This is a genomic window from Streptomyces sp. NRRL F-5126, from assembly GCF_000721265.1.
GTDB lineage: Bacteria > Actinomycetota > Actinomycetes > Streptomycetales > Streptomycetaceae > Streptomyces.
The window spans coordinates 136124-151796 of sequence record NZ_JOFZ01000010.1; the positions used below are offsets into that span (position 1 = coordinate 136124).

Genomic DNA, 15673 nt, shown 5'->3' on the forward strand with positions numbered 1-15673 from the left:
ACCGGTCCGTGCTGCGGTCCGCAGCCATCTGACATGCGCGCGCGAGGAGTTCGTGGATGACGTTGTGGTACGAGGGGCCGCTGGCCGCGTTCGGGGCCGCGACCACGGGGAGGGACGCCGAGGGCGACAGGATCGTCTCCGCGGCGGTGGTGACGCAGGAGGCGCCCGGCACGCAGCCGCGTGTCACGCGATGGCTGGTGGACCCGGGCGTCCCGGTGCCGGCGCGGTCCTGTCCGAGCGAGGACTTCCTGCACCGCAACGGCCGGTGGCCCGCACCCGTGGTGGAGGAGATAGCGAGGGCGCTCGCCCGCGCGTGCGGGCTCGGTGTCCCGCTGGTGGTGCCGCACGCCTCGTACGGCCTTGCCGTGCTCGACCGCGAACTGCTGCGCCACCGGGCCTCCCGGCTCGCGCGCTACGTGGAGCCCGCGCGGCTGTGCGTACTCGATCCGTGCGTGCTGGACGGGCACTTGGCCCGGCACCCGGCCAGGCGACGGCCAGGCCGCCACGATGCCCGCCGCGGGGTGGCGGAGCTGTGCGAGCGGTACGGCGTGGGTTACGCGGACGCGGACGAGCCCGCGCTGCGCGCGGTGGCCGCGCTTGAGGTCACACGGGCGCTGGGGCGGCGCTTCGCGACCCGGCTCGGCCGGCTGACCGCCGCCGAGCTGCACCGGTTGCAGGGCGCCTGGCACGCGGCGCAGGTCAGGCGGCCGTTCGGGCGCCGGGCGCCAGGGCGCGCCCGCGCGGGCGCCGCCGCCGGCTGGCCGCTGCCGCCCGACCGTCCGGCGACGGTCGTGTGACGTCGCGCCGGGACGCTTCACGCGGCCCCGGACGCACGGAGGGCCGGCCCTCGTGGAGGACCGGCCCTCTGCCGGTGGGCGATACTGGGTTCGAACCAGTGACCTCTTCGGTGTGAACGAAGCGCTCTCCCACTGAGCTAATCGCCCGGCAACGCGTCGAACCATACAGGGCCCCGCCGGATTCCAACAAACCGCGCCCTGGGGGCTCGCGGGGTGCCGCGCGCATGACGAAGCCCCCGGGACGACCTCCCGGGGGCTCGCGCGGACGTGGGCGATACTGGGTTCGAACCAGTGACCTCTTCGGTGTGAACGAAGCGCTCTCCCACTGAGCTAATCGCCCGTGCGCAGAGCACACGTTACCCCATGTCAGGAGCGCCCCCGCACGGGTTTCACCGTCACCGGCCGATCTTCCACGGCATGACGAAGCCGAAGTTCCACACGTACAAGGCGATCAGCCCCGCGACCACCACGGCGCCCGCGGCGGTGACGGCGATGTTCCTGCGCCTGACCCGCGGGTCCATGGCCTTCCGCGCACCCTCCGTGACCTTGCGCTTCGTCCAGCGCAGCACCCGCTGGGCCCAGACGAACTCGGTGCCCCACACCGCCATGCCGCCGAAGATGACCAGCCACCCGGGGCCCGGCAGGGGCAGCAGGACGATCCCGCCCGCGACGACGGCGAGGCCGACCACGAAGACGCCCACCCGCCACGCCGTGTGCAGGGGCCGGGACGCCTTGACGAAGCCGGGTGCGCGGGAGCCGAGCCCCGCGTCGTCACTCTCCGCGTTCATGCGGGTAAACGTACCGGACCGGCCGCCATTCACCGGTTTGGCCGAATGGGGCGAATCACAACACCGCTGTACGAGTGGCCCCAAGTGCCACAAAAAGGTCAGAGGGGTTTACAACGGCACCGTAGGTGGCATGTCGATTTCGCCGACGTGCGAATCCCCGAGCGCACACTGAGCGAAAGGCCCTGGCGCTTATGAACACCACGGTCAGCTGCGAGCTGCACTTGCGCCTCGTTGTGTCGAGCGAGTCCTCTCTGCCTGTACCGGCGGGCCTGCGGTACGACACGGCCGATCCCTACGCCGTACACGCCACCTTCCACACCGGAGCCGAGGAGACGGTCGAGTGGGTCTTCGCCCGAGACCTCCTCGCCGAGGGGCTGCACAGGCCCACCGGCACCGGCGACGTCCGTGTCTGGCCGTCCCGCAGCCACGGTCAGGGCGTCGTCTGCATCGCTCTGAGCTCCCCGGAGGGCGAAGCCCTGCTCGAAGCGCCGGCGCGGGCGCTCGAGTCCTTCCTGAAGCGCACGGATGCCGCGGTGCCGCCCGGCACCGAGCACCGCCACTTCGACCTCGATACGGAGCTCTCACACATCCTGGCCGAGAGCTGAGCCAGGAGCGAGCTGCCCGGTGCCGTCCGACTCGGGGAGACGGCACCGCGCGGGCAGGCATGAGCCGGTCGGGCGCCGCCGCCGCGGAACACACCGCGGCCGCGGCGCCGCCGCGTTCCTCGGCGTGATGTGCGCGGCCGCGGCGCACACGGGGAGGAGCACTAGAGTCGGATGGTGCAGATCCCCCATGACACCCGGATCGCCCTGGACACGGTGGTCGACCTGGTGAACACCGCCCCTGACGGCGGTCCCGGCAGCGCGCCGGCGGACGGACTGGACGACGTAGACGCCCTGTACGCCTTCGCGCGGCTCCACCGCGTCAGCGGCGTCGGGAGCCTCGACGCCCGCGACCTCAGCGCCGTGCAGGCGGTGCGCGACCGCTTCGCCGAGGTCTTCGCGGCGCCCGACGCCGCATCGGCGGCCGCGCTGATCAACCGGCTGGTGGCGGAGGCGGGCACGACACCGCGCCTCACCGACCACGACGGCTATGACTGGCACGTGCACTACTTCGCGCCCGGCGCGTCGGTGGCCGACCACCTCACCGCGGACTGCGGCATGGCACTCGCCTTCATCGTCGTCGCAGGCGAGCACGAGCGCCTGCGCCGCTGCGAGGCGCCGGACTGCGCACGCGCCTTCGTCGACCTGTCCCGCAACCGCTCGCGCCGCTACTGCGACGGCCGCACGTGCGGTAACAGGCTGCATGTCGCCGCCTACCGTGCGCGCCGCAAGGAATCCGGCAGCCGGGCCTGACCCCACGGCTACAGGACTAACAGGTCGTGGAGCGCCGCCGCGAGCAAGAGCGAGCCGATCACCGCCAGGAAGATCATCAGCGGCGGCTGGGACAGGGCGAAGAGGCAGCCGCGCTGCTCTTCGGAGGGAACGTACTGTTCCGGCGGTGCGGGGGACTGGTCCCCGGAGGTATCGAGCATCTCGGACAGATGATGACGCAGCCCGGCGGATGCTCATGACCAAGAACGCCCTCAGGACCAGGAGTTCACCTGAAATCGTCGGTGACCGTCCAGTATGTGAACAGCCTTGACCGCCGCGCGACTCCTCCGGCTCAGATGCCGTGCTTCTTGAGGATCGCCTCGATGTCGCTGAAGTCCTCCGGTTTCCCCGCGTCCTTCGGCTGGGCCGCCGCCCTGGCCTGCGCCGCGGGCCTGCCGCCGCCCGCGCCGAGCGAGGGCGCCGACGCGCCGGGGGCGACCGCTTCACGCCCGGCCGCCGCCTTCGCGGCCTCCCTGCGCTCCTTGCGCGACATGCCGGAGCGCCGGTCCACCGCCCTGCTGACGAGGAAGAGCAGCGCCGCGATAGCGAGCACCCCGAACCCGGCCCAGGCCGTCGGGCTGAACGCCGTGTGAGCGACCCACTTCACCACGCCGGTCATCGCCAGCCCGATGGGCACGAGCGAGTATGCGGCGATCTTGGTGGCGGTCAGGAACCGCTTGCGGTACGCCGTGACCGCGGCGATACCCAGCCCCGCGGCGGACACCGCGGCGCAGATGGTCTCGGCAATCATCCGGTCCTCCTGGCGGTGAGCCGCCGTCGTCCTGTCGTACGTCCTGCTGTCGTACGTCGTGTCGCGTTCGAACCTGTGTCTCCCTCTCCATCCTGCACCCGGCACACGGCCATCGGCCACGTTCCCGGCGGACCTCAGGGAGAAGTCCGGGGCGCGGTCCTCCCCAGGTGCCGTTCGATCACCGGCAGGCGCCGTACGAGCACGGGCCGCGGTCCTGCGAGACTGGCCCCCATGAACGACTCCCCGCCCGCCGCCGTCGTCCTCGACGTGTGGTGCGAGCTCCAGTGCCCCGACTGCTTCAGCGCCCTCACCGACCTGGACCTGCTGCGCGAGAGGTACGGGGACCGCCTCGACGTGCGGCTGCGCCACTTCCCGCTCGACAAGCACCGCCACGCGTTCGCCGCGGCGCAGGCGGCGGAGGAGGCGGCCGCGCAGGGCAGGGGCTGGGCGTACGCGGCCGCCGTACTGGCGCGCACCGGCGAACTCGGCGAGCGGGGCGAGGAGCTCCTCGTGGAGGCGGCGGCCGGCCTCGGCCTCGACGCGGAGGAGATCGACACGGCGCTGGTGGACGGCCGGCACATCCTGGCCGTGGACGCCGACCACGCCGAGGGCAGGGCCATCGGCGTCACGGGCACGCCCACGTACGGGATCGGCGGCCGGCTGCTGGACGCGTCCAGCAGCCAGGCCGGGGTGCGCGAGCGCATCGAGGAGATCGCCGACGGGCTGCTCGCCGGCTGACGCGGACCGCCACCGCCTGGACGGCTCTCAGAGCAGGGGCTTCCCGTAGTGGCGGAGGGTGACCTCGTAGCCGAGGGATTCGTAGAGCCGCACCGCCACGGCGTTGTCGCTGAAGACGTGCAGGCCGAGGCCGGTCGCGTCCCAGTCGAGCGAGACCCGCTCGGCGAGCAGCATCAGGGCGCGCCCGTACCCGCGTCCGCGGCTGTCCTCGTCGACCCGCACCTCGTAGACGTACGCGCCGGGTCGCCCGGGCTCGATCTCCTGCCGCGCGACCCAGACCCTGCCCACCGCCTCGCCGCCGGCGAGCAGGACGCGGAAGGCGACGCCCGGGGTGGCGAGCCCGTCGGGCAGGTTCTGCCTGAGGCTCGACTCGGCCTTGGCGCGCGCCTGCTCGGGGGGCACGCCGCGGCGCACCCAGTTGCGCACGAAGTCGGCGCTCGACGCGGCCGACCAGCTCGCGAACTCGTCCTCGGTCATGGCGCGTTCGCCGATCCCGTCGGGCAGCACAGGGGCGGGTGCCGGCAGGCTCTTGACCATGGTGCGGCTGCGCTCCGCGTAGCCGAGGGCGCCCAGCATGCGCTGCGCCGCGGGGCGGCCGGCGGGCACGGAGGCGAGCACCTGGCGGCAGCCCCAGCCGCGCAGCACCTCCTCGGCGGCGAGCGCGGCCACAGTGCCGCGCCCCCTGCCCCTGTCGGGCTCGTCGATGCGCAGCGCCAGCACGACGCCGGCCGTGGGCCCGAAGGCGGGGTCGGTGCCGAGCTCCGCCGCGCCTACGGGACGCCCGTTCACGCACACCTGGTACGCGCGGTTCCTGACGCCGTCGGGCGTCTCGTCGAGCGGCCCGGTCGGCCGCAGGGTCGTGGTCATCAACGGATCTTCTACCCACAAGCGCCCGGCGCGTGATCCCGGGTGCTCACGGGTCGATGTCGTCCGCCGCACGCTCCTGGAACATCCGCAGCGCCTTGGCCGTGACCGGCCCCGGGGCGCTGGTGAGGTCGCGGTCGTCCACCCGGTGCACGGCCTGCACGTCGCGCAGGCTCGACGTCAGGAAGACCTCGTCCGCCGTCCGCAGCACCTCCATCGGCAGGTCCGTCTCGCGGGCGCCCGTCCACTCGACGGTGAGGGCCCTGGTGATGCCGGCCAGGCAGCCCGACGCGAGCGGCGGGGTGTGGAGTTCGCCGTCGACCACGACGAAGACGTTGGTCCCCGTGCCCTCGCACAGCCGTCCCGCCGTGTTCGCGAACAGCGCCTCCGACGCGTCCTGCTCGTGCGCCTTGGCCAGGGCCACGACGTTCTCGCCGTACGAGGTGGTCTTGAGGCCGGACAGCGCGCCGCGTTCGTTGCGCACCCACGGGACGGTGATCACCGCCGCGCTCTCGGCCGGCCGCTGCGCCTCGCCCAGCGCGACGACCAGCGTGGCCGATTCGTCGCCGCGGTCGGAGCCGAGCGGCGAGAGACCGCCCGTGAAGGTGATGCGGAGCCTGCCGAGCTCCATCGGATTGGCATCGAGGACGGCGTCGCACGCGGCGCGCACCTCGTCGAGGTCGGGCTCGGGAAGGCCCAGGCCGCGTGCGGAGCGCGCGAGCCGGTCGAGGTGCCGGGTCAGTGCGAACGCGCGCCCGGACACCGCCTTGGCGGTCTCGAACACGCCGTCGCCCACGGTGAGCCCGTGGTCGAAGACCGACACCTGCGCCTCGCCGGCGGGGCGCAGAGCGCCGTTCACCCAGATCTGCATCTAACCGATCCTCCCTGTCGCCGCGTACCCACTCGACGCTATCGCGAGCGGCCCCGCGGCCTTCAATTCCGTACCGGGCCCGGCGGGAAGGCGGCGTCCGGCGGCCCCGTCCAGCGACGACGTCCAGGCGGTGGGTTCGGGCCCGAGCCGACCGGCCGGTCCCGGCGCGGTGGTGGCGTCGGCGGCGGCCGCCCAGAGGCCGGCGGAATCCAGGGCCCCGGGGTCGTGGGGCCGCACGCCGGGGAGTCCACGGCAGGCCGGGCGGGAGTCCTGCGTCGCGGCGGTCCCGCCCCTCCCCCGTGACGTGCGCAGCGTCCCGCCTCAGCACGCTGCGTAAACGCGTTTTTGTGCTGGCCCACGGATCCGCTAGAGTTCACTTCGTCGCCCGGCACGCAAAACGGACCGGAAACGACAGGCGGACGTGGCTCAGTTGGTAGAGCATCACCTTGCCAAGGTGAGGGTCGCGAGTTCGAATCTCGTCGTCCGCTCGATGTGGGGGTCGTCCTGCTCGACCTCCGCGCACTCCGGGTGGAGTGGCCGAGAGGCGAGGCAACGGCCTGCAAAGCCGTCTACACGGGTTCAAATCCCGTCTCCACCTCCAAGGACGATTAGCTCAGCGGGAGAGCGCTTCCCTGACACGGAAGAGGTCACTGGTTCAATCCCAGTATCGTCCACGCGGATCAGAGGCTGTCTCCCGGACGGGAGACAGCCTCTGGCGTCTGCAGGGCCCGCGGCCGTACCGGCTTCTCCTGATCGGGCGGCCGTCGGGCGCCCCGCGGCGCGATCCGATAATCATTGGCGGCGGTCGGGCCCGTGTTCCTACTGTTGGCCGTGTGCTGAGTGACGAGCAGGTCGACGAGTTCGCGGAGCGGGGCTTCATCCTCGTTCCGCAGGTGGTCCGGGGAGACGTGCTGGCCGAGGCGGCCGGACGGATCGATGAGGTCGTCGCCGCCGACCCGCCCGGCGCGGACAAGCGCGGCAACCACTTCTACTTCCTCCCGACCAAGGACGAGCCGGCGCTGCGAGCTCCCCTGACCCGTACCCCCGCGTTCGGCCTCGCCGAGCAACTGGCCGGGACGGGGACGCTCAAGTACCCCTGGCAGGCGCAGATCGCGCTGAACATCCCGCCGTTCCCCCACCGGCCCGGCATCCCGCACATCGACGCCGCGAGCCCTGAGCCGACCGACGAGCCGATCAGCGGCACGTTCACCCTCCTGGCCGGAATCCTCATGACCGACCAGCTCTCGGAGAACTCCGGCAACCTCTGGGTCTGGCCCGGCACCCACCTGACCCACGCCGCCTACTTCCGCGACCACGGTCCGCACCTCCATTGCGCCTATCCGCCCATCGACCTGCCCGAGCCCGAGCAGATCAAGGGACGGGCCGGGGACCTGCTGCTGGCGCACTACCTGCTCGGCCACAACATCGGCGGCAACTACGAGTCGGAGCGGACGCGCCGGGCGCTCTACTTCCGGATCAGCGCCCGGGACCACGACTCCCACCGCGCCATGTTCCTCCAGGACCCCTGGCTCGACTACGCGCCGCTCAGACACGCGTCCGCTCCATCCCCGACCGAGGGGAGCCCGGCTGCGGACGGCCACGGGTGATCATGGATTTGCTGTGAGGCCCCCGGACGTGTCAATATCTCCTCACCAGCCCGGACGGGCGGACGCGCGATTAGCTCAGCGGGAGAGCGCTTCCCTGACACGGAAGAGGTCACTGGTTCAATCCCAGTATCGCGCACAGCAAGAAGCCCCGGCGGATTCGTCCGCCGGGGCTTCTTCGTTGCTCCGGGCCGGCCCGCCCGGAGCAGCGGATCAGGTCGAGAAGAGCATGTGCGCGAAGCTCTTGTGGTGGTGGCCGTGGCCGCCGTAGTGGCCGCCCCCGTAGTGGCCTCCGCCGCCGTACGGGGCGCCCCAGGCGGGGCCGGGGGCCGGCGGGTAGGGGGCCGCCGGCGGAGGCGGGGCCGGCTGGGACCACTGCGACTCGATGCGCGTCAGGCTCTCCAGCTCACCGAAGTCGAGGAAGATCCCCCGGCAGCCGCTGCACTGCTCGATCTGGACGCCGTTGCGGTTGTATGTATGCATCTCCGCATGGCACTTGGGGCACTTCATCCGGTCTCAGCTCCTCGACGTGTGGACGGTCGCTCCACCCTACGACGACGCGGCGGCTGCCCCTACGGTTGCCCTGACCTGTGCCCGGGAGGTCAGCCGGCGGCGAGTGCCGCGATCCGGGTGCAGGCCTGGATCATCAACTCCTCGGCCTCGTCGGCCTCCCTGCCCTCCTCGGCGGTCTTCGCGACGGCGAGTGCGGCGGTCTGGACGGTGAGGGCGCGCGCGGGTACGTCGAGGCGGTCCCAGGGGTCCCCGTCCGCGGGCACGGCGGGGCCGCCCGCGGCCCGGTACGCGCCGAGGAACCGCGCCCAGACCTCCGGCGGCAGCAGACCCGCCGCGAACCACGCGGCCGGGCGTGCGAGGTCCCACGCGGGGTCGCCGGTACCGAGGTCGTCGATGTCGATGAGGAGCCAGCCCGACCCGCCGGGCCCGCGCACGAGTTGGCCGAGGTGGAGGTCGCCGTGGCACAGGGCGTCGTGGGGGCCGGGCGCGGCCGCCGCGGCGAGCGGCAGCGCACGGAGGGCCTGCTCGACGGCGGTGGCCGCCGCACGTGCGGCGGGTGCGGGCGCGGCGTGGGCCGCGGCCCGCATCCGCTCGACGGCGAGGGCGACCTTGACCGGGGCGCGCATGCGCGGCAGCGCGCCGGGCTCGCCGCCGCGATCGTCGGCGAGGTCGCCCGCCGGCACGGAGTGCAGCCGGGCGAGCAGGTCCGCCACGTGCTCCCAGGGCGCGGCGCCGGGGTCGTGCGGGTCGACGGGCGCGCCGTAGGGCCATGCGGTCACGAGGCGGCCGTGCACGTCTCCCGCGCTGGGCAGCAAGGGCGGGAGGAGGATCCCCGCGAGTAGTGGGTGCGCGGCGAGCGCGAGCCTGGCACGGTGCGCCGCGGGATCGGTGCCGTCGGCGTGCGCCTTCGCCACGGCGGCGCCGTGGCGCACGACGGCGGCGTCGGGGCGGTCGGCAAGGACGCTCTCCACACCGCAGGCACGGCAGGCGCCGGTGCTGTGGGCTGCGGCGCGTGCCAGCCGCGTGAGCGCGGGCACGAGGGCGTCTGCGGTCATCAAATCCTCCCGGCCGGATGCTACGCGGCCCGCGGGTCGGCCCTCGGCCGGCGGGCGCGGCGTCCTCCCGACGTGTCGCCGCGCGCCGGCGGCGGGGCCCGGCGCGCGGGCGCGTGCGGCAGGGCCGCCGGGCCGTACGGCGGTCCCGCGTTCGGCGTAGGCGCCGACACGCGCCCCGTCCGCCGACCGTGCCCGCACAGTCGGCGCGTGCCCTGGCCGCTCGGGCCGGCTCGGTGGCCGTGGCCACCGGAGCCCGGGCCGGGGCAGAGGGAGCCGCGCGCCGTCGCCGGGGACGGAGACCGCCGCGTGCCGCGCGACGGGGTGTTGGGGCACGGCGCGGTGCCCGGCACGGGGACGATGGCCACCTGTGGGGACACGAGCGCGCCGCACGGAGGCGCCGCAGAGGCGTGGGGCGCCGCCCCGCCGCGGGTCCTGGCAACGCGACGGCCGGTCAGCTCCCCAGCTGACCGGCCGCTCGCTGCCGTCCGCCGCACCCCCGTCCCCACGGGGCTGTTGGCCGGATGTCCCCGGCCCGGACCGCTCTCCCGGGCCCGAGGCGCTGTCAGCGCCCCAGCATCACGCCCACGGACGACGCCTGTTCGACCACTGCGCTCCAGCCTCCGAAGAAGACGACGAGCAGGGCCGCGAGGGGAAGGACCATGGCCACCGCCACCAGCGGGTGGCGCGTGCCGGAGGGGCGCACGCCGAGCGCCGCGAACGCCTTGCGCTGCGCCCGGAACGTGCTGCGTACCGCGGTGTCCGCCATGGGTCCTCTCCCGTCGTGTCCAGCAGCGGCGGGTGTCTGACCTCGGGGGACGAGTGCTGCACCCGCCGCTTGACCTCAAGCCTAGGGAGGCGGACGCATCCGGTCGTCATGCCCGCGTACGGCTTGCGTGGCCACCCAGGGGATGACCCGCCGCGCGGGGCCGTACTCCCCTGGGTGGAGTACGGCCCCGGTGAGGACTCGGGGTCCGCGCCGCTCCCGCGCATCACCTGCCCGACCTGGTGCCGGCCGTGCGCGTCGGGCGGCAGATGCGCGTGACTTCGCTCACCTCGGCCGCCCCTGGGCGTACCGCGCTGCCGGCCCCCCGGCACGGGGCTCGCCGCCGCGCGTGTGCTGTCACGGACCCGCCCGCCACCGATGCGTTCCGGCCCGCCGCCATGAAGCAGTTCCGCCGGTGTGCAGGCATGTTGGGATCATGGGTGACCGAAGGGGCGGGGGCCGGGGCGGCGCTGACCGCTTCTCAAGCCTCCCACGCCGCACTGACAATCGATCCGGGCGTCCAGGCGCGGCCTGTGCGCGCGCCGGGGCGCGAATACGTAAGCTGTGCGACGTCAGACGGTCGACCGGGCAGCGGGGATGGACATGGCGATGATGCGGCTCCGGCGCGAGGACCCGCGAGCCGTCGGCTCCTTCCGGCTGCACCGCAGGCTCGGCGCGGGCGGGATGGGCGTCGTCTACCTGGGGTCCGACCGGCGCGGCCAGCGGGTCGCGCTGAAGGTCATCAGACCCGACCTGGCGGAGGACCAGGAGTTCAGGTCGCGTTTCGCGCGCGAGGTGTCGGCGGCCCGGCGCATCCGCGGCGGATGCACCGCCCGGCTCGTGGCGGCGGACCTGGAAGCGGAGCGGCCGTGGTTCGCCACGCAGTACGTGCCGGGGCCCTCGCTGCACGACAAGGTCGCCGAGGAGGGCCCCCTGCCGGCCTCCGACGTCGCGGCCGTGGGCGCCGCCCTGTCGGAGGGGCTGGTCGCCGTGCACGAGGCGGGCGTCGTCCACCGCGACCTGAAGCCGTCGAACATCCTGCTGTCGCCCAAGGGGCCACGCATCATCGACTTCGGCATCGCCTGGGCGACGGGCGCGAGCACACTGACGCACGTCGGCACGGCCGTGGGCTCGCCGGGGTTCCTCGCGCCCGAGCAGGTGCGCGGCGCCGCCGTGACGCCCGCGACGGACGTGTTCTCGCTCGGCGCGACGCTTGCCTACGCGGCCACTGCCGACTCGCCCTTCGGGCACGGGAGTTCGGAGGTCATGCTCTACCGGGTGGTGCACGAGCAGCCGCAGTTGCGCGGCGTACCCGACACGCTGGCGCCGCTGCTGCGCGCGTGCCTTGCGAAGGACCCGGGCGACCGGCCGAGCACGCTCCAACTGTCCATGCGGCTCAAGGAGATCGCCACGCGTGAGGCGCAGGGGCTGACGGAGGCGCGGCCCCCCGCGCAGCGCGAACGCGCACCGCAGGACGTGCCGACGGGGCGGATGCCGGAGCGCGGCCGGACGGCGGACCGCGCCACCGAGTTGTACGCCGACCGTCCCGTGAAGCGTGCCGCCGCCCCCGCGTCCGAGCGGAACGGCCGGGTCGAACACCCGCCGCAGCAGCGTGCGACGGGCGGCGGGCGCACCGCGCAGAAGCGCCCGGCGCCCGCGCCCGCTCCCCGCACCGGCGGCTCACGGCCGCGGCCGTCGCGCGGCGGCAGCCGGCCGAACACCCGCGGCGGTACGCCTGCGGGCCGCAGGCCCGCCAACCCGCGGCTGCTGCGCCAGCGGCTGATCGTCTTCGTGATCGTGACCCTGCTGGTCGCGCTCGGCATCTGGCTCGCGCAGCAGTTCTGACTCTCCGCCAGGACGCCGGGACGCCGGGACGCCTTGGCGTCCGCCCGGGCGAGATCGCGTGTTTCAGGCGCGGCCATGCGGGCAACCCGGAGTCGCACGGCGAGCGACGACGACCGCCGTGCGCACATCTTTCCGTGCGCCCGTACACCGACCGGCCCCGGAGATCGATCATGGACTGGCGCGAACAGGCCGCCTGCCGGCACGTCGAAGCGGACACCTTCTTCCCGCTCACCGGGAAGGGTCCGGACTCCCGTCAGATCGCCCGGGCGAAGGCGGTGTGCGCCACGTGCCCCGTCACGCTCCGCTGTGCGGCGTGGGCCCTCGACACGGCCCAGCCGTACGGGGTGTGGGGCGGGATGGACGAGGAGGAGCGTCGGCGCCTGCTCCGCGAGCGGCACCGCGCGTCCCGCCGCTGACGGGGAGGCTGCTCACAGGGCCACAGGCCCACGGACACCGTCGGCGCGGCCCCCGCTTCGACCCGCGCCCAAGGCCTCCCCCGCGACCTTGAGGTCCGCGACCAGGCCCTCGTACGCCTGCTCGCGGTTGTCGGCACGCAGCACGGCCGACGGGTGCAGGGTGGCCACCACGGTGGCATCCGTCCCTTCGGGCGCGGTGAGTGGCACACCGCGGTGGTGGCTGACGCGGAAGTCGTGGCCGAGGAGCGACTTCGCCGCCGTGGCGCCGAGGGCGACGACCAGCTCCGGCGCGACGATGCGCAGCTCCGCCCCGAGCCACGGCCGGCACGCCGTCATCTCCCGCGGGCTCGGCGGCTTGTGGATGCGCCGCTTGCCGGGTGCTGCCTGCTCGAACTCGAAGTGCTCGACGGCGTTGGTGACGTAGGTGTTCTCCATCTCGCCCTCCGTGTCCTCGCGGTCCCCGGGCTCCTCGCCCACCAGCATCAGGCGGGCCGACGCCTTCCCGGCACCGAACACCGTCTGCGTCGCATGCTCGTGGAGCGCGCACCCCCTGCACTCCGCGGCGGCCCTGCGGTGTGCGGGGGTGCCACCGCGCCGGGGCAGGAAGGCACGCGCGTCGTGCGGCTCGGCACGCGAAACCGCGTGCCGGATCAGTCCGGCAGCCCCGTCAGCCTGCCGCGGATCCCGTCGAAGTGGACGGTCATGGCGCGGACCGCGGCCGCGGCGTCCCCCGCCCGTACCGCCTCGTAGATGACGCGGTGCCGCTCGGCGACGCTGCCGGCCGGGTCGCCGACCGGGCCGAGCTCCCGCTGAAGCTCGTGGTGGACGTCCCAGAACGCACCGAGCAACTGGCTGACCAGCGGGTTGTGCAGCGGTTCGTACAGCACCTCGTGGAAGAGGCGGTCGACCTCGGGCGACACCTCGCCGTCCGCCGCCTCCGCCTCCATCCGTGCCATGACGTCGCCGAGCCGCGCCAGATCGGATTCTGAGGCCGCCCGCAGCACCTGCTCCACCAGGCCGCGTTCGAGCACCTCCCGGATCTGGACCAGGTGGGCGAGGTCGCCAGGCCGCTGCCCGAGCGACATCCGGCCGTGGAAGGTCAGCTCGTCGACGAGGGCACCGAGCGAGCGGTGGCCGACGTACGTGCCGAACCCGTGCCGGATCTCGACGATGCCCACCGCCTGCAGCGCCTTGAGCGCCTCGCGCAGCGAGTTGCGGCTGACGTCGAGCTCCTCCATCAGGTCGACCTCGGTGGGCATCGGATCGCCGGCCGCGAGTCCCCGTTCGAGGATCAGCGCCTTGACGCGCTGCTGCACCTCGCTGGTGCGGCTGGTACGGACGCCGGGCGTCCGGCGCGTGCTGCGGGTCATCGCCTCATCCACTCCCCCGTCAGGCCGCGTTCCCGCGGCTCGCCAACGTATCGACGCACTGTACGAGTCGAGGTCGCCCCCACGAGCACCCGGCGGCCCGGCGCGGCCGGTCAGCGGCCGGTCAGCGGCCGGTCAGCGGCGATTTTCGACGGATGTCTTGACGGTGACATCCGGTCAACATACATTCCCACGCTAACAGGACATGGGACGTAGGACGTCCCTCCATGAGCCTGTCATCACATGCCCACCCCGCGCCCTTCGAGGAGCTCCACGGTGACCGACGACCTGCCGATGCCCGCCCGGCCCAGCCGCCGCGCCTTCCTGCGGCACACCGGCGTGCTCGGCGCCGCCACGGCCATCACCGCGTCCCTCGCGGCCTGCGGCGGCCCGCCGTCGACCGACCGGGTCGCAGGCAAGGGCGGGGCCGGCAGGAACACCATCGAGGCGACCCTCGCCTTCACGCTCTCCGGCGGCTTCGACCCGATGAACGCGTCGAGCGCGGTGGCCACCGCCGTCAACCAGCACGTCTTCGAGGCGCTCATCGACCTCGATCCGATCACCCGCGAGCCGTACCTGGCGCTGGCCGCGAAGCAGCCCGAGGTGAGTGCGGACGGCCTGACGTGGACGGTGCCGCTGCGCGCGGGCGCCAGGTTCTCCGACGGCACCACGGTCACCGCCCAGGACGTCGCGTGGTCGTTCAACCGCGCCGCCGATCCCGCCAACCAGTCCCTGATGGCGGAGTTCATCCCGTTCCTCGACAGGGCCGGCGCGAGGGACTCCTCGACCGTGGAGTTCAGGCTCAGGACGCCCTTCAGCCTGTTCCCGCAGCGCATCGCCGTCATCAAGATCGTCCCCAAGGCGCGTACGACCGGCGCGGCGGCGGCCAAGGCCTTCGACACCGCGCCGATCGGGTCAGGTCCTTTCACGGTGCGCAGCGCCAACTCGACGTCCGGCGTCGTGATGGGCGTCAACCCGCACTACGACGGGCCGCGCCCCGCCCGCGTGGAAAGGATCAGCCTGTACACCACGCCGGACAACACCGCGCGCGTCAGCGACCTGCGCGGAGGCCAGTCCGAGGCCACCGAGGCGGTGCCGTACCTGGACGTGCGCAGCGTCGCCGACGGCCACAGGATCGACTCCAAGCAGGCGTTCAACCACCTGTTCCTGATGTTCAACTGCGCGGCCGCCCCGTTCAGCGACAAGCGGGTGCGCCAGGCGCTCTTCCACGCCATCGACACCGAACGCGTCATCAGGACCGCGCTCGAGGGCTACGGCACACCCGCCACCAGCTACCTGGACGAGGCCAACCCGGCGCACCGGCGCGCGGCCACGGTCTACGACTACGACCCGGGCAGGGCCGAACGCCTGCTCGCCGCCGCGGGCGCGTCCCGGCTCTCGTTCGAACTGGTCACCACCGACACCGGGTTCGTCAAGGACAGCGCCCCGCTGATCATCGACTCGTGGAAGAAGGTCGGTGTCCACGCCACGCTGAACACCAACCCGTCGTCCGCCGTCTACGACCGGCTCGTCCCCGGCAAGGACTTCCGGGTGCTGGCCGCCTCGGGCGACCCGTCCGTCTTCGGCCCCGACGTCGACCTGCTGCTGCGGTGGTTCTACTACGGGGAGACCTGGCCCGTGCAGCGCGCCCGGTGGACCGACCCGGCGGCCGAGCGCTGCGCCGCACTGATCGACAGCGCCGCCAAGGCCAAGGGCGGGGCCCAGCAGCGGCTGTGGCAGCAGGCCCTGGACCTGATCGCCGACGAGGCCCCGCTCTATCCCGTGTTCCACACCAGGACCGTCACCGGTTCCGACCCGAACAAGCTCACCGGTTTCCGGGGCGCTGCCACGACCGGCCTGTACTTCCTGGGTGTCTCCCGCAAGGCCTGACCCGACCGGCAGCGTGCCGACGTGCCGACCCGCCCGAC

18 protein-coding genes and 6 tRNA genes are annotated in these 15673 nt (G+C 73.4%); 12 read left to right on the top strand and 12 right to left on the bottom strand.

The window, feature by feature from the left end; genetic code table 11:
- Positions 1-56 precede the first annotated feature (56 nt).
- Complete coding sequence (locus tag IH48_RS0122035; protein ID WP_030907307.1) at positions 57-797, top strand: hypothetical protein; 741 nt, start codon at positions 57-59, stop codon at positions 795-797.
- A gap of 75 nt (positions 798-872) precedes the next feature.
- On the opposite strand, the gene IH48_RS0122040 is transcribed toward IH48_RS0122035, so the two are convergent.
- From IH48_RS0122040 to IH48_RS0122050, 3 genes are all read right to left on the bottom strand, one after another.
- Positions 873-944 (bottom strand) — tRNA-Val (locus tag IH48_RS0122040).
- 121 nt (positions 945-1065) lie between these two features.
- Positions 1066-1137: transfer RNA gene (locus IH48_RS0122045), tRNA-Val, on the bottom strand.
- A 55-nt stretch (positions 1138-1192) separates the two neighbouring features.
- Complete coding sequence (locus IH48_RS0122050; protein WP_030907310.1) at positions 1193-1585, bottom strand: TIGR02611 family protein; 393 nt, start codon at positions 1583-1585, stop codon at positions 1193-1195.
- A 191-nt stretch (positions 1586-1776) separates the two neighbouring features.
- Between IH48_RS0122050 and IH48_RS0122055 the strand changes: the two genes are divergently transcribed.
- Both IH48_RS0122055 and IH48_RS0122060 read left to right on the top strand, forming a co-directional pair.
- The gene (locus tag IH48_RS0122055) at positions 1777-2190 is read left to right on the top strand and encodes an SsgA family sporulation/cell division regulator (protein ID WP_003959770.1); all 414 of its coding nucleotides are present in this window, start codon (positions 1777-1779) and stop codon (positions 2188-2190) included.
- A gap of 174 nt (positions 2191-2364) precedes the next feature.
- Positions 2365-2940: a CGNR zinc finger domain-containing protein gene (locus IH48_RS0122060; protein ID WP_030907313.1), complete on the top strand. Its 576-nt coding sequence runs from the start codon at positions 2365-2367 to the stop codon at positions 2938-2940.
- Positions 2941-2948: 8 nt separating this feature from the next.
- On the opposite strand, the gene IH48_RS36650 is transcribed toward IH48_RS0122060, so the two are convergent.
- Positions 2949-3119, bottom strand: coding sequence for a hypothetical protein (locus IH48_RS36650; RefSeq protein ID WP_199809987.1), 171 nt, complete (start codon positions 3117-3119; stop codon positions 2949-2951).
- Between the two features lie 131 nt (positions 3120-3250).
- The gene (locus IH48_RS0122070; RefSeq protein WP_030907317.1) at positions 3251-3709 is read right to left on the bottom strand and encodes a hypothetical protein; all 459 of its coding nucleotides are present in this window, start codon (positions 3707-3709) and stop codon (positions 3251-3253) included.
- A gap of 231 nt (positions 3710-3940) precedes the next feature.
- Between IH48_RS0122070 and IH48_RS0122075 the strand changes: the two genes are divergently transcribed.
- Entirely contained in the window at positions 3941-4447 is a 507-nt protein-coding gene (locus IH48_RS0122075; protein WP_030907320.1) for a DsbA family protein, read from the top strand.
- Positions 4448-4474: 27 nt separating this feature from the next.
- Here IH48_RS0122075 and IH48_RS0122080 read toward each other — a convergent pair whose 3' ends face one another.
- Together IH48_RS0122080 and IH48_RS0122085 are read right to left on the bottom strand one after the other, a co-directional pair.
- Entirely contained in the window at positions 4475-5314 is an 840-nt protein-coding gene (locus IH48_RS0122080) for a GNAT family N-acetyltransferase (protein ID WP_030907323.1), read from the bottom strand.
- 46 nt (positions 5315-5360) lie between these two features.
- The gene (locus tag IH48_RS0122085; RefSeq protein WP_030907327.1) at positions 5361-6182 is read right to left on the bottom strand and encodes an aminotransferase class IV; all 822 of its coding nucleotides are present in this window, start codon (positions 6180-6182) and stop codon (positions 5361-5363) included.
- Positions 6183-6597: 415 nt separating this feature from the next.
- On the opposite strand from IH48_RS0122085, the gene IH48_RS0122090 reads away from it, so the two are divergent.
- The 5 genes from IH48_RS0122090 (at position 6598) to IH48_RS0122110 (ending at position 7925) form a co-directional block, all read left to right on the top strand.
- Positions 6598-6670, top strand: a tRNA-Gly gene (locus tag IH48_RS0122090).
- Between the two features lie 39 nt (positions 6671-6709).
- Positions 6710-6783 (top strand) — tRNA-Cys (locus IH48_RS0122095).
- A 1-nt stretch (position 6784) separates the two neighbouring features.
- Positions 6785-6856, top strand: a tRNA-Val gene (locus IH48_RS0122100).
- A gap of 159 nt (positions 6857-7015) precedes the next feature.
- Positions 7016-7789 carry a phytanoyl-CoA dioxygenase family protein gene (locus tag IH48_RS0122105; protein ID WP_051840349.1) on the top strand — a complete coding sequence of 258 codons (774 nt, stop codon included), beginning with the start codon at positions 7016-7018 and terminating at the stop codon, positions 7787-7789.
- 64 nt (positions 7790-7853) lie between these two features.
- A tRNA-Val gene (locus IH48_RS0122110) sits at positions 7854-7925 on the top strand.
- A gap of 74 nt (positions 7926-7999) precedes the next feature.
- On the opposite strand, the gene IH48_RS0122115 is transcribed toward IH48_RS0122110, so the two are convergent.
- The 3 genes from IH48_RS0122115 to IH48_RS0122125 form a co-directional block, all read right to left on the bottom strand.
- Positions 8000-8296, bottom strand: a complete 297-nt coding sequence (locus tag IH48_RS0122115) for a zf-TFIIB domain-containing protein (protein ID WP_030907334.1) — start codon at positions 8294-8296, stop codon at positions 8000-8002.
- 92 nt (positions 8297-8388) lie between these two features.
- On the bottom strand, positions 8389-9354 hold the full coding sequence (locus tag IH48_RS0122120; RefSeq protein ID WP_030907337.1) for a phosphotransferase: 966 nt from the start codon (positions 9352-9354) through the stop codon (positions 8389-8391).
- Between the two features lie 562 nt (positions 9355-9916).
- Positions 9917-10120: a hypothetical protein gene (locus tag IH48_RS0122125; protein WP_030907340.1), complete on the bottom strand. Its 204-nt coding sequence runs from the start codon at positions 10118-10120 to the stop codon at positions 9917-9919.
- Between the two features lie 600 nt (positions 10121-10720).
- Between IH48_RS0122125 and IH48_RS0122130 the strand changes: the two genes are divergently transcribed.
- Complete coding sequence (locus IH48_RS0122130; RefSeq protein WP_030907343.1) at positions 10721-11962, top strand: serine/threonine-protein kinase; 1242 nt, start codon at positions 10721-10723, stop codon at positions 11960-11962.
- Between the two features lie 170 nt (positions 11963-12132).
- Positions 12133-12378, top strand: a complete 246-nt coding sequence (locus IH48_RS0122135; RefSeq protein WP_030907346.1) for a WhiB family transcriptional regulator — start codon at positions 12133-12135, stop codon at positions 12376-12378.
- 12 nt (positions 12379-12390) lie between these two features.
- Here the strand turns inward: IH48_RS0122135 and IH48_RS0122140 are convergent, their stop codons facing one another.
- Together IH48_RS0122140 and IH48_RS0122145 are read right to left on the bottom strand one after the other, a co-directional pair.
- Positions 12391-13032 (bottom strand): uracil-DNA glycosylase family protein, encoded by a 642-nt coding sequence (locus IH48_RS0122140; RefSeq protein ID WP_051840351.1) that lies wholly within the window; start codon positions 13030-13032, stop codon positions 12391-12393.
- A complete protein-coding gene (locus tag IH48_RS0122145; RefSeq protein WP_030907352.1) occupies positions 13029-13748 on the bottom strand; it encodes a FadR/GntR family transcriptional regulator in 720 nt (239 codons plus the stop codon). Before IH48_RS0122145 ends, IH48_RS0122140 begins: the two co-directional genes overlap by 4 nt.
- A gap of 273 nt (positions 13749-14021) precedes the next feature.
- Between IH48_RS0122145 and IH48_RS0122150 the strand changes: the two genes are divergently transcribed.
- On the top strand, positions 14022-15635 hold the full coding sequence (locus IH48_RS0122150; protein ID WP_234434341.1) for an ABC transporter substrate-binding protein: 1614 nt from the start codon (positions 14022-14024) through the stop codon (positions 15633-15635).
- Positions 15636-15673: the final 38 nt, after the last annotated feature.

What these genes read in the sequence shown, in the direction of transcription:
- IH48_RS0122035 (WP_030907307.1), top strand. Translation starts at nt 57, where the DNA reads ATGACGTTGTGGTACGAGGGGCCGCTGGCCGCGTTCGGGGCCGCGACC.
- IH48_RS0122050 (WP_030907310.1), bottom strand. Translation starts at nt 1,585, where the DNA reads ATGAACGCGGAGAGTGACGACGCGGGGCTCGGCTCCCGCGCACCCGGC.
- IH48_RS0122055 (WP_003959770.1), top strand. Translation starts at nt 1,777, where the DNA reads ATGAACACCACGGTCAGCTGCGAGCTGCACTTGCGCCTCGTTGTGTCG.
- IH48_RS36650 (WP_199809987.1), bottom strand. Translation starts at nt 3,119, where the DNA reads ATGCTCGATACCTCCGGGGACCAGTCCCCCGCACCGCCGGAACAGTAC.
- IH48_RS0122070 (WP_030907317.1), bottom strand. Translation starts at nt 3,709, where the DNA reads ATGATTGCCGAGACCATCTGCGCCGCGGTGTCCGCCGCGGGGCTGGGT.
- IH48_RS0122075 (WP_030907320.1), top strand. Translation starts at nt 3,941, where the DNA reads ATGAACGACTCCCCGCCCGCCGCCGTCGTCCTCGACGTGTGGTGCGAG.
- IH48_RS0122080 (WP_030907323.1), bottom strand. Translation starts at nt 5,314, where the DNA reads ATGACCACGACCCTGCGGCCGACCGGGCCGCTCGACGAGACGCCCGAC.
- IH48_RS0122085 (WP_030907327.1), bottom strand. Translation starts at nt 6,182, where the DNA reads ATGCAGATCTGGGTGAACGGCGCTCTGCGCCCCGCCGGCGAGGCGCAG.
- IH48_RS0122115 (WP_030907334.1), bottom strand. Translation starts at nt 8,296, where the DNA reads ATGAAGTGCCCCAAGTGCCATGCGGAGATGCATACATACAACCGCAAC.
- IH48_RS0122120 (WP_030907337.1), bottom strand. Translation starts at nt 9,354, where the DNA reads ATGACCGCAGACGCCCTCGTGCCCGCGCTCACGCGGCTGGCACGCGCC.
- IH48_RS0122125 (WP_030907340.1), bottom strand. Translation starts at nt 10,120, where the DNA reads ATGGCGGACACCGCGGTACGCAGCACGTTCCGGGCGCAGCGCAAGGCG.
- IH48_RS0122130 (WP_030907343.1), top strand. Translation starts at nt 10,721, where the DNA reads ATGGCGATGATGCGGCTCCGGCGCGAGGACCCGCGAGCCGTCGGCTCC.
- IH48_RS0122135 (WP_030907346.1), top strand. Translation starts at nt 12,133, where the DNA reads ATGGACTGGCGCGAACAGGCCGCCTGCCGGCACGTCGAAGCGGACACC.
- IH48_RS0122145 (WP_030907352.1), bottom strand. Translation starts at nt 13,748, where the DNA reads ATGACCCGCAGCACGCGCCGGACGCCCGGCGTCCGTACCAGCCGCACC.